A 15,934-nucleotide genomic window follows, 5' to 3' on the forward strand; every position below is an offset into this window, starting at 1 on the left:
CTTAAAATTAATTTCCGAAATTATATCTCAGCGTAAAGCCTGAACGAATGTTCGTTAACGGAAACGATGTTGAAATTACCGCTTTCGAGAATGAATGATCATAATAGAATATTGCGGTTAAGTTTTTACTAAACGAATAATCAGCCGTAAGTTTTAAAGACCAAATGTTTTGGCCCGCTGCCAACTGGTTGTTGTCGTAATCTAAATATCGAACCAAAGTTTCATTATTTCTAAAAGAAAAATCAGCTTTTATATTGATGTCACTTTTAATGATTCCGGTTGGATTATCTGCAAGTCTTGAAGAGAAAATCACATCTTTAAAACGATACCCTAACCCCACTACATATTCAATTCCTTTTACTTCCGTCAATAAATTATTATCAAAACTCATCGATAAAGCTCTGTCTTTTTTGATTTCAGTTAACAATCGTAAAGAACTTTTCAACTCAAAATCTACTCGAATAAGCGGACTAAACTGCTCTACCAAGTTGACGTTTGACATAATCGTTTTATTAAAGAAGTTTGTATTAACGTCCTGAGTCGGATTGTTTAGAGGATCTTCTATTGCTTTATCATAATCAAAATTAGACCTAAATTGGTTTATCGTATACGAAGCTCGGTAATTATGCTGCAATGAGAAGCGTTTGAATTTATCCTTGAAAAATTTGTACCTCATTAAACCGTTGTATTTTATACTCCAGTTCGGAATTGGGAAATTTCTAAAAATACCTGTCGATGTCTTTTCAGCATCACCTCCTGTGTACGCAGCAAGGAAAGCCGGCAATAATACAGCCTGATTACTTTTTCCGTAACCTATCGGATATCCTTGATTAGATTCATAAATCTCTCTCTGTTTTTTATACGGATCCTCTGCAGTTGGATCTGTTGGCGCTGCTGGAATATCATTAACATCATATCTTGGTATTGCATTTCCTGCTCCATAATGATCTTCAGCCAAACGATTTGCTATGATTAAACGATTACTTCTAAATTCATCAAATGCAGCAGATTGAGTTTCGTTACTTGTTGAAAAAGCCGTCCCTATCATAACAGTCGAAATGGAAAACATTCCGTATGTGTATGGTGAAAGCGGTTGATATACTCCGGCATCAGTAACATTATATTGTTCTGATGAATTTTCAGAATAAGAACGATCCATCGTCAAATCGATTTTTAAGTCTGGCAACAAATCAATATTGGTTGTCACTTTTAACAGTTTGCTTGTTACTTGCGTAAAGTTTTGATTAAACTCATCATAAGTGGTTAACCATCCGTTTTTGGCCGCTTCATATCGCACATCATCCTGACTTCCAAAAACAAATCCTAAAGATGGTTTTGAAGTTCCTAAGAATCCAACACTTGGTGTGTATCCCGGTAAAACAGTACCACTATTTTCGGTGTAATTAATCTGAATGTTTTTTACACTTGTCAAAATACCAATTAAGCCATCATAAAAAGGACTGCTGCTCGTAACAGGTTTAGCCGTATTCACAATTTTTTCTCCCGGTTTTGGCGGTGCTGCAGTTTTAGGTTTTGCCGTTTTTTTACCTCCCGGTGTCAAACCTAAATACTTATACAACGTATTCATATTTAATGTTGTTGTTAAAGTATTTGAATTCGCATTCTGGATAGTATTACCCAAATCAAATACATTACCATTATCATCAGTGTATTCAGAAAAAGCTGTTGAAGAACGCTGCCAGCTATAGTCTGCTGTATAAGAATAACTAGCTTTTACAAAACTAAATATTGGAATTTTATTAATCGGAATATCATAATTCAACACTAATTGTTGCATGTGTTGATTTGGTGTTCCAATATCCCAATAGTCATCCCAAATATTAAAATCTTCTTTTGGCGTATTATCATCGTTTAAGAAATTTCTAACGATATTATTAGACGCTGCTGTATAATTTAATTTTAATGATTTTGTAAGGTTATAACCAAAACCGTATTGATAATTAAAAGCAAAATTTCTTCTATAAAGTGGATCAAGACCTATTCCCTCAACTTCAACTTCTCTATATTGCTGACGATTGCTTTGTCTTAAAATATTAGTATTGAAAGTAATATTAGAAGGCAAGTAATTAAAATTGAAGTCACTTAAAATTTTCCAATATTCACTTTTCTTCATGAATTTGGTTTGTTTAAAAGGTACTACTTCTTTAGGCTGAAAAGTGTAAGCATAGTTTATTGCTGTATTTGACTGTTCATCTTCATAATCTTCTACTTCATAATCATGGCGTTCCACCTGATTGTAAGATTGTGAAAACGTTAAATTCTCAACATCGTAAATATGCTGTTTTTGTTCCGGAGCCCTGTCTTTTCTTACTCCGATAAAGTTGATACTTTTTCTCTTTGTATAATCTACAGCACGTGTTCTGATGTTATCTTTTTCTGCCTGATCAGTTGTTTCTCTTAGCAATTGATCTAGTTTAATATCCTGATTAAAAGGATCGTATTCCGGCGTAATAACCTCTTCTCCGATAGCGTAATTAAACGGTAAATTAATTCCCCATTTTGGAGGAAGCAGTTTTCCTAAATTTAAATTAGTTACAATGTTATATTGCTGAATATCTTCACGATCTCTTTCATTGGCACCTTGCTCTAATGATCCAAAACCAATAGTACTCTTTTTACCTGTTGCCGAAATAGTCGCAAAATCGGCCATATTGGTGTCGATATTTAATATCGCAGCCATACCACCTTTGTTATCCAAATCAGACATACGAAGTTCATTAAACCAAACTTCTCCTTTAATATCTTTATGGTCTGCCCTACTTTTTAAACCAACCATTAAATTTCGAACCAAACCAAAGTTTGGATTTCCTTTTATTCCTAATCGCAGCGCACCATCTCCATCTCCTCCGTCAATTGTTGCGTCATCGTCTGGATAATAGATTCCATTTATATCTCTCTTGTCAGAATTAATGTCGACACTCATTGCCTTAATTTTCATTCTGGTCAATAATTCAAGTGCAAGATCAATATCATTTTCTTCCAGCCAAACCTGATCTGCACCTATTGAACATGATCCTCCGGTTCTTGTTACTTTTAAAGGAATTTCGACTTGGTAAAAGTTTTGGGTAAAGTCATTTCCAAAACGAATAAAACCAACCATTTCATCGTCTAATAATGTATTTTCGTTTGGCAAAGATTCAGCATGTAAAAACATTTTTAGTTTTTTGTACTGACGCATATCAACACTTACATTTTTGAAAACTGCTCTTGAATCTTGATATTGTAAACCTGAACCTGAAACTCGTAATGCTAATGATTGTTCGTTTTGATTAATAACTGTATTGTTATTGTACAATTGTTCTCTTTGTACTCCCGGTGGAATTACATAATTTACCGGACATTTTGTACCGTTTTCCTGTACGTTTACAGCTAAAACATCAAAGTCTGTACCGTCGTCATCCTGATTTGTATCATTTGCGTCAAGGGTACTTGTATATCTTCTCCACTCTCCTCTAACTAGATCTAAAGCTCCAAAACGAACTGTCATCTGATCATTAAAACCTGTCATGAACATACGCATAAATCGAATAGATCTAAAATCTGTAATATTTCCGATTGTATTTTGGGGCTGAGCAACAGGAATTTTAAACTGAATCCATCTTGCATTTGTTGTAGCTCCGTTTGGCAGCTCAATATTACTTACTTCACGAATATCGGTAATGTAATTTTGCCCAACCTGCATTCCCGGTTTTAAGTCAATACTATATTCGTAATAAGCATTAATCGTGTTCATTGTATTATCACGGTTAATATCCTCAACATCTGGTAATGTTGTAGAACCACGATTTGGATCATCAATACTAACAGGAGAGTTTCCTTCTACTCCATTATATTTTTTATAACGGTCCAGAACTCCTCCTTCTGTATTTAAATAATAGGTATAATCATCTGCCGCAGGGTCAGCTTCTCCTGCGTAATTAGTGTATACAGACGCTTCTTTAGAATTTGGTAAACCATCCAGACCCACGTCTTGATTTTTACGGTTATCGGCATTTGTATCAAACGCATAAATTAAGGATTGAGATGCCGGAACATCTCCCCAAATTGGCTGAGGGTTTACCAAAACCTGACCTGGGCCTAATCCATTTTCATATTGTTTTCTTCCGTCTTTTAATACATCTTCAGAAACTTCACCTAAATTGAAATAGATTTTACCGGTGTTATTCGTTTGTGCTTCACCATTTCCTACATAAGGATCCAGTACCCAAAACTGTATGTATTCAACATTTCCCTGCTCAAAATTAGTTGAATTTAAAGAACGCATGATTCCACCAAAATTTGAAGTTGCCGGGTCTGAATTAAAAGTTGGATTATTGTTATATGGTCCTCTTTCAGAAGGATAATAACTTAAATCCAATGTGTTTATTACTTGTATCTGACCCTGAGCAATATCCGTGTTTGGATATAATTCTCTACTGTATATTCTTCTAGTTGTATTTAATGATAAATCATCGTTTGAAATACCAGATGGTTTTGAGGAATAAAACACCGGATCAATCGTATACCATGATAATTTGGCTCTTTTAAAACCATAGTCTAATGTACTTGAACTGGCATTAAAAGTATTATCGTTTATTGAATTTAAAAACGGTGTAGAAGCTAAACTCCATGCATAAGCCGAACGCATATCGATGGTAGATTGTGAACCTTCAAAATCATCTATATATATAGTTGCTTCTCCTTCAAAATCACTCGCCTTTGGAGCATCTGGTCTTAAAAATGCAATTTCTCCTCGCACAGAAAGATTAGAAGGAACATCTGTATCTATATTTGGAAGTTTATTTACTAATCTTGTAAAGAAAGGAACTTCGGTTGAAAAATTCCCATTAAAACCAAAAATGGTATTATTTACTGATTCCTGACCATAACTTGACTTTTGAGTAAATGGTCTTTCAGTCATTTTTAGGTAAGTTCCTCCAACAACAAAATTTTCCGAGATTTTATGTTCGATATTGAATCCCATAAACCTTCTGGTTTGTTGTCCAAAAATTGAATTATTTTCTAAAGAAACTTCAATTGGCGTATTTGATGCCTGAAGTGAAGGATCAAGAATCTGAACTCTTCCTAATTGATAATCTACACTATAATCAATACCTTCAACAAGAACTCTTCCCGCAGCCGTAACTACAACAGAACCCTGAGGAACATTGAATGCACCAATAGGGATACCATTACTTCCTGAAGACTTGTATTTTCCCCGTAATAAAAACTTATTTTTATCACTGTCCTGTAAAGCTCCTGATTGTGTGTTTCTATACATATTTCTAAACACATATTTCTGCTGGTTCGCATTATATGTACTTGGATCGTTATAGTTTTCACCTGAACCTGTATTTTGTAATTTTTTAAATATAAGTTCTCCAAAAGGTTCTTTAGTGGTAAAAACAATTCGGCCATTTTGAACATCGACTGTTATTCCCGGAATATAATCAAAGAAACCATCACCTCCTGTTTGCGGATCATTATTATAATTTAATCGGTCAAGATTAAATACATTTAATAATGGTGTCTGGTCTACTTTGTTATCTCCAGTTGGATTTGATGGAAAGCTAGTTCCAGCAACCGGTGATATATAATTTATAGGAGATGGATCTGTATAAAGAATATTCAACCTGAAGTCGTCTTGTTTTATTTGATAAGCCTGTGGAATTTGATACACGTTTTTCATCATCAGGTTCCAAACCGGATTCTGAACGTTGGTCAAACTACTTTTCAGCATTTTTAAAATCAAACTTTGTGTAATAACGGCCTGATTGGAGGTGTTATTTCCTGTAACCACAGTTGCATCAACACCATCACTACCAAATTCTCCAACCTGATACACCTGGCCTCCAACAGTATACTCAAAAGCTACTGCAAGAATTTCATCATTTGCCAAACGCTGTTGCAATGATATATAACCTAATTGCGCATTAAAAGTATATTCGTTTGTAGTCAGCTTTCGGGCATTTTCCAAAACGGAATAATCTGTTCCTTCAGTAACATTCGCATTATTGAAACCTGATTTTGCTGTTACAATTTCTCTAATGTTTGAATTTAAGAATGAACCTGCCTGTCCAATAAGTTCAGGATCATATTTGTTGTTATTATTATCTGTTGGCGAATCAATTGAATTATTAAAAAATCCTGCTGTTGGATTTGTAACAACAATTTCATTATCAGGAATACCTGTTAATTGCCCTTCTCCTAAATCCTGAAGTGCAATAACATTTCTTAAGTTATTGTTTGTTGTGCTTACCCTGTTTTGTTTATTGGTAACCCACACTTCTAATCTGGTAATTTGAACACGGCTATCTATAAAAGGATAATTCCTTAATGAAACATCATATTTATTTCTAAAGTATTGAGAAAGGAAGAAATGTCGATCGTTATCGTAGTCTAATGCATAAAGATCAAAATTTTGAACCGTTCCTCCACCTTCTGCAACTATACTTTTGGTTTGTGATTTTTGTTCTGAGAAAACTCCTGTAACTGTCGTCTTTCCAAATTGTAATTGCGTTTTCACACCAAATAAACTCTGAGCCCCACGAATCAGTGAGCTGTTTAATGGCATGCTAACATTACCAACTTCTACTTTTTGAATAATATCATCTTCAGAAGGCGTGTAAGCTAATTTGAATAAGTTTTGAAAGGCAAATGTAGATTGTGTATCATAATTAGCATTTACTTCTAATCTGGTACCTACTTTACCCATTAAACTCATACTGATACGCTGATCAAAATCAAAAGTAAGACTTGATCTGTTTCTTGGTGAGAATGAAGGATTATCCTGCTTGGTATAACGAACACCTAAGTCCATTTCTACAGATCCTGTAGGTTTTACATCAATTGTATTACTACCGAAGATACTTTCGAAAAGACTTGAATTGATATAATATCTTGGCAGTAAATCCTTCTTAGCCGCCTCACTTCCAGTCTTTTTACCATCAATAGCATCGGATTTTTTTCTAAAATAATCTCTTCTCGATTCTTTTAAAACTAAATCTTCATATTCTTTTGGTGTTAGAATAATAGGGTAATTTATAGAGAAACCATCTACAGAATTTGTATAAATATATCGATCTGTAATTGGATCGTATTTATATGCCGAAAGAATACTTGGAGGATCTGCGAGCTCTACCTTACCTGTAGAAAATTGAGTTTTAGTTGTATCTTGAACTGTTTGATTTACTTGCGCACGCAAAACATTCCCGCAAAACAAAACAAGTAAAAAAATACAAATTTTACGCATAGAATTAGTTTAACTTAATGAGTTTATAAGCTTTTTAACGCCTTTTTAATGATCGTTTCCACAGTAGCCTCAGGGTCTTCTTTTACGATCTTCTCTACTACTTTTTCAGAAGTCTTTCGAACAAAACCTAAAACTTCCAAAGCAGATAACGCTTCATCTCGATTTGTATTGTTTTGAACTATCGAAACTTCATCCAAATCGTACAATTTTAACACTTTTTCTTTTAAATCAAGTATTACTCTTTGTGCTGTTTTGTTTCCAATTCCCTTAATCGACTGGATTAAACCCACATCTCCTGCAGCAATTGCATTTATAATTTGTCTTGGTTCTATTGATGATAACATTGTTCTGGCAATGTTTGCACCAATACCTGACACTGAAAGCAGCATTCTAAATATTTCACGTTCTGATTTTTCGACAAATCCGAATAAAGTATGCGCATCTTCTTTGATTAGAAGATGCGTATACAATTTTATAAAGTCAGCATTAGGAAGTAGTGAAAAGGTATGTAAAGATATATTTATCTGATATCCTACACCTCCACAATCTATCACAACTTCGGTGGGGTTCTTTTCCACCAATTTCCCTTGCAAATGTGTTATCATAATTTAATTTAAAGCCCCAAATATAACAATAATTGCAATAAAAATACGACAAAATTATTGTTAACTTAAAATATAGTTATTCTCTGGCAAGTTTATTTTTTTTATTTTCTTTTTCCTGAGCATCAATTACGGCGATCGCAGCCATGTTAACCATTTCTTCTACGCTTGCACCTAATTGAAAAATATGAACCGGTTTGCCCATACCCATCATAATAGGACCAATAGAATTTACTTTATATAATTCTTTTAATAACTTATAAGTAATATTTGCCGATTCTAAGTTAGGGAAAATTAAGGTATTAACTTTTTTACCTGCTAATTTAGAGAATGGAAATTTTTCCTGAAGCATTTCCGGATTCAAAGCAAAATCTGCCTGAATTTCTCCATCAACAATCATTTCAGGATGATTTTTATGTAAATAAGCTACCGCTTCTCTTACTTTTGACGCTCCAGGACTTGTAGATGATCCAAAGTTCGAAAATGATACCATTGCAATTACTGGTTCAACACCAAACATTTTAGCCGTTTTAGCTGTCATAATAGCAATATTCACTAAATCCTCAGAAGATGGATTTATATTTATTGCCGTGTCTGATAAAAACATTGGTCCGCGAGACGTTAACATCATGTTTGCAGTTGCCACAAGTGATGCTCCGTGTGCTTTGTCTATTAATTGCAACATTGGTTTTACCACACTTGGATAACTTCTTGTGTGACCGGTAACTAAAGCATCTGCTTCGCCTGAGTTTACCATCATGGCTGCAAAATAGTTTCTTTCGCGCATGAATTTTTGAGAATCAAGAAGCGAAACTCCTCTTCTTTCTCTTGTTTCCCAGTATAAAGTGGCAAATCTGTTTCTTCTTGCCTCTTCTTCAGTAGTTTTAGGATCGATGATTTCAATATCAGCATCAAAACCTAACTCTTTTTTAAGTCCTAAAATAATTTCTTTATCTCCTAATAAAATTGGAAAACCAATTCCGTCCTCATAAACAATCTGAGCTGCTTTTAAGACATTTAATTGATCTGCCTCTGCAAATACGATTCTTTTAGGATCCATTTTTGCACGGTTGGTCATTAAACGCACCATTTTATTATCGTTGCCCATACGCTCGCGAAGTCCATCTTCATAAGCTGCCCAATCTGTAATAGGATTTTTTGCTACTCCAGACTCCATTGCAGCTTTGGCAACAGCAGGCGCTACGATAGTAATCAACCTCGGATCAAATGGTTTAGGAATAATATATTCCTGACCGAAACCTAATTTTGTTGCGCCATAAGCTACGTTAACTTGCTCCGGAACTGGTTCTTTTGCTAAAATAGCCAGCGCTTTTACTGCGGCCATTTTCATTTCTTCGTTAATTTTTGTAGCTCGAACGTCTAATGCTCCTCTAAAAATGTATGGAAAACCTAAAACGTTATTCACCTGATTAGGAAAATCAGAACGTCCTGTAGCCATAATAACATCTTTACGAGTTTCTACAGCTAAATTATAATCGATTTCCGGATTTGGATTTGCCATTGCAAAAACAATCGGATTGTCTTTCATTGTCAATAACATTTCTGGCGATAAAACACCTCCTGAAGATAAACCTATGAAAACATCAGCTCCGTTAACTGCTTCTGCCAATTCAATTTTGGCACCGTCAACCGCATATTTTAATTGTAATTCTGATAGCGAAGGATTGTCTTTTGTTAAAAGTCCTTTACTATTAAACATCATTATATTCTCGACTTTTACGCCTAACAAAACATATAAATCAGTACAAGCGATTGCAGCAGATCCTGCTCCTGAAACTACAACTTTTACATCTTCTGCTTTTTTACCTGCCAATTCAAGCGCATTAATCAATGCTGCCGAAGAAATAATTGCCGTACCATGCTGATCATCGTGCATGACCGGAATATCCAATTCTTCTACCAATCTTCTTTCTATTTCAAAAGATTCCGGCGCTTTAATATCTTCCAGATTAATTCCTCCAAAAGTTGGGGCAATATTTTTTACAGTCTGAATAAATTCTTCAACATTTTCTGTATTTACTTCAATATCAAAAACGTCGATGTCAGAGAATATTTTGAAAAGTAACCCTTTCCCTTCCATTACTGGTTTAGAAGCTTCAGGACCAATATTTCCTAATCCTAAAACAGCTGTACCGTTTGAGATAACGGCAACTAAATTTCCTTTTGCTGTATATTTGTAAACGTCTTCTACGTTTGCTGCAATATCTAAACATGGTTCTGCAACTCCTGGCGAATAAGCCAAAGATAAATCTCTTTGTGTTGCATATTTTTTTGTTGGAACTACCTGAATTTTTCCTGGAGTTGGCTCTGAATGGTACAGTAACGCCTCTCTTCTTTTACTCTCTTTGTTCATTGTTTTTTGCTTTTATTCTAGCTTACAAAGATATAAGTCTTCACTTAAAATGGCGTGTTTTTATGGCTTTCTTTTGTTAAAAAGAAAATTGAGGTAATAAAAAAATAGCCCAAATTATGTTGGACTATTTAATTACTAGGTATCTTTTTTATTTATTTTATTGTGAAATATAAGAATTCAAGTGGTTAATTGTGTCTTTTTGAATTTCTATAATTGCCTTAACAACGTCGCTTATAGAAATTATTCCAACCACAATTTCATTTTCTAAAACCGGTAAGTGCCTGATTCTTTTTGTGCTCATCAGTTCCATGCAATCTTCAATATTATTGGAGAGTTTAACTGAAAAAACATGGCTTTCCATAATTTCATGAACAAAAGTTTCTTTGGATGATTTGTCTTTTAAAACAATTTTTCGAGCATAATCCCTTTCAGACAAAATACCTTTTAAATCAGATCCGTCTATGACAAGGATAGCTCCGATATTTTTTTCGCCCATTACTTTCAATGCTTCAAAAACAGTTGTTGTTGAACGTACTGAATACACATTTCTCCCTTTTGTGTTTAATATTTGTTCTACAGTCATATCTGAAAAATTTAGTTTTATAAAGTTAGAAAAAAATAAACATAAAAATCATTCAGTATCATTTTTTAACCTCATAAATACCTCATTTTAAACATTATACATCGTATTTTAAAATTTAAGATTTTTACAACAAAGAATAGAATCATTTTCAAAGTTTTTTTGCGAATAACACACCACTTTTGACTAAACTTAGTTTTTTACAAATAAAAAATCCCTTTTCTAAAAATCTAGAAAAGGGATTTCATTAAATAAAATGCATTATAAGTAGGTAATAATAAATTCGCTTCGTCTGTTTTGCTGATGTTCTTGTTCGCTACATTTGACACCATCGGCGCAACGGTTTACCAATTTGGTTTCTCCGTATCCTTTTGCTGCTAATCGGTTGCCGTCAATTCCTTTTTGAATGAGCCAATTTTTGGTCGATTGTGCTCTTTTTTCTGAAAGAATCATATTATTTTCTGCAGATTGCCTGCTGTCTGTATGAGAACGAATATCTAATTTTAATGTTGGATATTGGTTTAAAATATCAACAATTTTCTGCAATTGCGGTTCCGAACTTTTTTTGATTGTTGCTTTGCCCAAATCAAAAAAGTTCATCGGGATATGCAATAATTTCGCAAGATCGATTCCTACTTTAATAGATTTAATTATTACAGGACTGACTTTAGTTGTTTTAACAACTACTTGTTTTGCTACCAAAGGTTTAAATTTCTTTTGAATAGCAATTGATAAAGTAGTTTTTCCGTTTATTTTTTTTAATGCTATTGGGGTTTCTTTTATTTCGTAATCTGTTTTGGCTGTTTTTATGAAATATTTTTTACCACATTTTACATTTGGAAAAATATAATTTCCGTTTTGATCTGAAATCACTTCTGCAACAAATTGATAGGCTTCATTAAACAATGACAAGGTTACATTAGAAAGTGTTTCGTTTGTTTCAACATCAGTAACGGTTCCCATTAAATCCTGCTCGCAAATTAGTTTTCGAATTTCTGTAAATCTATAAACATCGTCAAGTCCAAGACCATTTTCTCTGTTAGAAGAGAAAAAACCATTTCTGTTTTTACTGTTAATTATAAATGCAAAATCATCTTGTTTACTATTTATTGGTTCTCCCAGGTTTTGTGCTTCTTCAAATGAACCATCATTGTTTATTTTTGCAACAAAAACATCGAGTCCGCCTAAACCCGGACGACCATCGCTGGCAAAATAAATTTCGTTATCATTTGATATAAATGGAAATGTTTCTCTGCCTTCGGTATTGATATCTGCACCTAGGTTTTCTGGTTTTCCATAAGTTCCGTCATTATTTATGCTTACTTTAAATAAATCAGACAAGCCTAAAGTTCCCGGCATATCTGACGCAAAATATAGTGTTTTTTCATCAACACTTAATGCGGGATGTGCAACACTATATTGATCACTATTAAAAGGAAGTTCCTGCACATTGCTCCATTCATCATTAATTAATATTGCTTTATAGAGTTTTAAGAATGTAACTTTATTTTCGCTTTGACCTCTTTTACCATTTATAGAATTGTTTTTGGTAAAGTACATCGTTTTTCCATCTTTTGTAAAAACAGGTGTCGACTCGTTGAATTTTGTTTTTAGGCTTTTTTTATGAAAAAACACAGGGTCGCTAATACTTCCGTCTGGCATTAAATCAACAGAATATAAAGCCGAAGTAGATTTATTTGTCCATTTAAAGTTCTTTTTTACGATTCCGCCCGTATCTCTGGCAGAGGTAAAAACGAGTTTATTGTCTATAAGAGCACTTCCGTAATCAGAATCTTTAGAATTAATTCCGGCATCGGCAATTTCGTATCGCCCTGAATTTGCTTTAATATCATCTAAATAATTTCTGTTTTTTTTGAATAAAATTGCTCTTTTGTCCAAAGGTGCTTTTTCGCTGAAAACATCTAAAATTTCATCTGATTTAGTATAATTTCCAACCGATTTTAAGCATTGAGAATATCTGTAAAAATACTCCGCTTCCTGATTTCGATTAAGCGCAAATAATTCCTGATAGCATTTTAAGGCTTGTTTTAAATCACCGGTAAAGTAATACGAGTTACCTAATTTCTGAAATACGTTTTCTTCGGTGCTGCCTTTTTTTATTGCATTTTCGTATAATTTTATTGCATCTGCATAAGCATAATTATTGTACTTTTTATCTGCCTGCTTTACGCTTAAACTTTGAGCATTTGCATTAAGAAAAAAATAAAAAAATAAAAAGGTATATAGTAAATTTTTAATCTTCATATTTAAATTGATTAAAAGAATCTTGGTGATGTCATTCTATTATAATTATTAAAAAAGTCAAAGCGCAGGAAAATTTCATGCGAACCTGAATTGTATTTTCTTAAATTAGTAGTTTCATGATCGTAACCATATCCGATATACAAACCATTTGTAACCTGGAAACCAGCTAGTGCACTTACAGAAGCACTCCAACGATAAGCAAGACCTACAACAAACTTATCATTAAACATAAAATTACCCGAAACATCAACCTGCAAAGGCGCTCCCTCTACCATTTTGGTTAATAGGGCAGGTTTGAATTTTACATACTCTAAACGATCTAAATTGAATACATAACCTGCTATAAAATAGTAGTTAATTTTGTCTTTAAAAATAGCAACATCATCGTCATTATAACGATTCGTCTGAATAAAATTAGGGATAGATAATCCTACATAAGCTTTATCAGAATGCCAATAAACACCTGCACCAACATTTGGAGTAAACTTATTTTGTAAATCCTGAAATTGCGGATCGTCCTGATTTTCAAAACTTAATTTGTTTAAATCAAGATTAAAAAGATTTGCTGTTCCCTTTATACCAAAAGAAAGTTTGGCTGATTCAGAAGTTTGAATGCTATAAGAGAAATCAGCTGACAATGTATTCTCGTTTGTTGGTCCGATTTTATCATTTACCAATGAAAGACCCAGACCTAATTTCTTATTACTTAATGGCGTGTTTATAGAAAAAGTGCTTGTTTCCGGCGCACCGTCAAGACCAACCCATTGTGTACGATATAAACCAAAAACACTTAAAACACCTCGTGAACCTGCGTAAGCCGGATTAATTTCTATGGTATTATACATGTACTGTGTATATTGTGCATCTTGTTGTGCTGAACACACAACTGAAAAAAACATAAAAACTAAAATTAATTTTTTCATTTAATAAGTTTTAAAAACGGCTTAGCTAAACTAAGCCGCATATTTTTTTATTTATTAATATATAGGTAACCTGATTTTTCATGTTGATTTAACTCACTGTCTCTATATTTCAGAATATAGAAATAAGTCCCAACAGGTAATCCTTCTGATTGTTTCATGGTTGTTCGTCCTGCAGAATATCCAACGAAAGCTCTGTCTTCATTATTGTAGTGATCGATATCAAAAACTAAAACTCCCCAACGGTTGTATATTTCAACTGTATTATCAGGATAACATTCTAATCCCCGAATGTAGAACTTCTCATTTTTATTATCTCCATTTGGAGAGAATGCATTTAGAACTGTAATCTGGCAACCATTTAATGGCAAAACTGTAGGCTTATCTTCCAGGTTATTAGAATCATCTGATTTATCTTCAACTACTATACCTGTTGCGCTTTTTCCTTGCACGCTTGCCTGATTACTTACACTTCCAGCATTGATATCAGCTTGGCTTATCTTATAAATAGCTGTGAAATTATTTTCATCAGATTCGTTTACATCTAAATCAATTGCATCTCCTGAAAGTATAATTCCTGGTAATAAATCCGTCACTAAAATTTTCATTAAAGGAACATTACCTGTATTTGTTATTTTGAATTTATAAGTAATTGTTTCTCCTGCATTTGCATATCCGTCTTTATTTTCATCATTAAAAACTGCTGTTTTAATAATTGCGATGGCCGGAACTTCAACAAAAACATTTAATGTTGCTGTTGCACAATTTGAAGAATTTGCTTTTTGGCAAATTTGATACACCAATGCATAATTTCCTCCAGGCGTATTTGGTAATACATTTATGGTTCCGTCTGCATTAAATTCAAAATAAGGATTTGGTGTATTTGAAATCACAACATCAGATGCATTTAGAGGCAAGCCACTTAATAAGTCATTGTCTAAAATATTGATGAATGCTAATTGCCCATTAATTCCGTCTACCAAAACTTCTCCATCATTATTAGCAACAATTGGTGTTGCAGGAGTAACAGGCATAACTGCATTCACTTTAACACGCACAATTGCCTGACTGCAATTTTTAGGATCTAGTTTCTCACATATTTTATAGGTAAGTTCATAAGTTCCCGCAGGTACGTTTGCGCCCAAAGTCACTGTGCCGTCGTTGTTAAGCTTTAAGAATCCTGTTGGATCTGCCGTTACAATTGTTAAGTTTAGGTCACTTGGTACAACAGCAATTCCGTTATTGGTATCATTGTCAAAAACATTCACAAGAACCTGTGGCATTTTTGATTCCACAACTGAAGGAATTACATCAGGATTTGCCTGAAGTCCATCGCCTGTAACCACAATTATTGAAATTGCACTGTCACAGTTTGTTGGGTTATTGATCTCACAAATTTTGTACTCTACATTATAATTTCCTGCCGGAGTATTTGCCGGTACAGTTACGGTTCCGTCTGCATTTAAAATAAATCCTGTTGGAAGCATTACTTCTGAAAGTGTTACATTTCCAGGTTTTGTTCCGATAACTACCGTTGATCCGTTTAAGGTATCGTTGGCAACCAAAGATTCTGTTGTTCCGCCAACAACTCCGTTAACAACCGTAGTTGTCGTTTCTTCAACTGCATTAATAATTGGTGTTGTAACTGTTACTTTTACTGAAGCTGAACTGCAATTTGCCGGGTTCAGTTTTTCGCAAATTTGGTACACAATTTCATAAGTTCCCGAAGGTGCGTTTGCTTCTAAAGTTACTGTTCCGTCAGGATTTAAGGTTAACATTCCTTTTGGATCTGCCGTTACAATTGTCAAGTTTAGATCACTTGGTACAACTGCTATTCCGTTGTTTGTATCATTATCAAAAACATTTGCAACAGTTTGTGGCTGGTTTGTGGCAACTACTGAAACTGCTGCATCAGGGTTTGCTATTAAAACTCCGCCTGTA

The 15,934-nt window shown here is 33.9% G+C and carries 7 protein-coding genes; all 7 read right to left on the reverse strand.

Annotated elements, in window-relative coordinates; all coding sequences use genetic code 11:
• Nucleotides 1–7 precede the first annotated feature (7 nt).
• The gene (gene sprA, locus SD960_RS19920; RefSeq protein WP_318805563.1) at nucleotides 8–7,252 is read right to left on the reverse strand and encodes a cell surface protein SprA; all 7,245 of its coding nucleotides are present in this window, start codon (nucleotides 7,250–7,252) and stop codon (nucleotides 8–10) included.
• Nucleotides 7,253–7,275: 23 nt separating this feature from the next.
• Nucleotides 7,276–7,857, reverse strand: a complete 582-nt coding sequence (gene ruvA, locus SD960_RS19925; RefSeq protein WP_318805565.1) for a Holliday junction branch migration protein RuvA — start codon at nucleotides 7,855–7,857, stop codon at nucleotides 7,276–7,278.
• A 76-nt stretch (nucleotides 7,858–7,933) separates the two neighbouring features.
• Nucleotides 7,934–10,228, reverse strand: coding sequence for an NADP-dependent malic enzyme (locus SD960_RS19930; RefSeq protein ID WP_318805566.1), 2,295 nt, complete (start codon nucleotides 10,226–10,228; stop codon nucleotides 7,934–7,936).
• 157 nt (nucleotides 10,229–10,385) lie between these two features.
• On the reverse strand, nucleotides 10,386–10,811 hold the full coding sequence (locus SD960_RS19935; RefSeq protein ID WP_042565642.1) for a CBS domain-containing protein: 426 nt from the start codon (nucleotides 10,809–10,811) through the stop codon (nucleotides 10,386–10,388).
• Nucleotides 10,812–11,069: 258 nt separating this feature from the next.
• On the reverse strand, nucleotides 11,070–13,073 hold the full coding sequence (locus SD960_RS19940; protein ID WP_318805567.1) for an OmpA family protein: 2,004 nt from the start codon (nucleotides 13,071–13,073) through the stop codon (nucleotides 11,070–11,072).
• A gap of 11 nt (nucleotides 13,074–13,084) precedes the next feature.
• Nucleotides 13,085–13,996 carry a type IX secretion system membrane protein PorP/SprF gene (locus SD960_RS19945; protein WP_318805568.1) on the reverse strand — a complete coding sequence of 304 codons (912 nt, stop codon included), beginning with the start codon at nucleotides 13,994–13,996 and terminating at the stop codon, nucleotides 13,085–13,087.
• A 47-nt stretch (nucleotides 13,997–14,043) separates the two neighbouring features.
• Nucleotides 14,044–15,934 (reverse strand): gliding motility-associated C-terminal domain-containing protein (locus tag SD960_RS19950; RefSeq protein ID WP_318805569.1); only part of this gene is annotated, 1,891 nt, incomplete at its 5' end.

Source organism: Flavobacterium sp. MMLR14_040 (assembly GCF_033657265.1).
Classification (GTDB): Bacteria; Bacteroidota; Bacteroidia; order Flavobacteriales; family Flavobacteriaceae; genus Flavobacterium.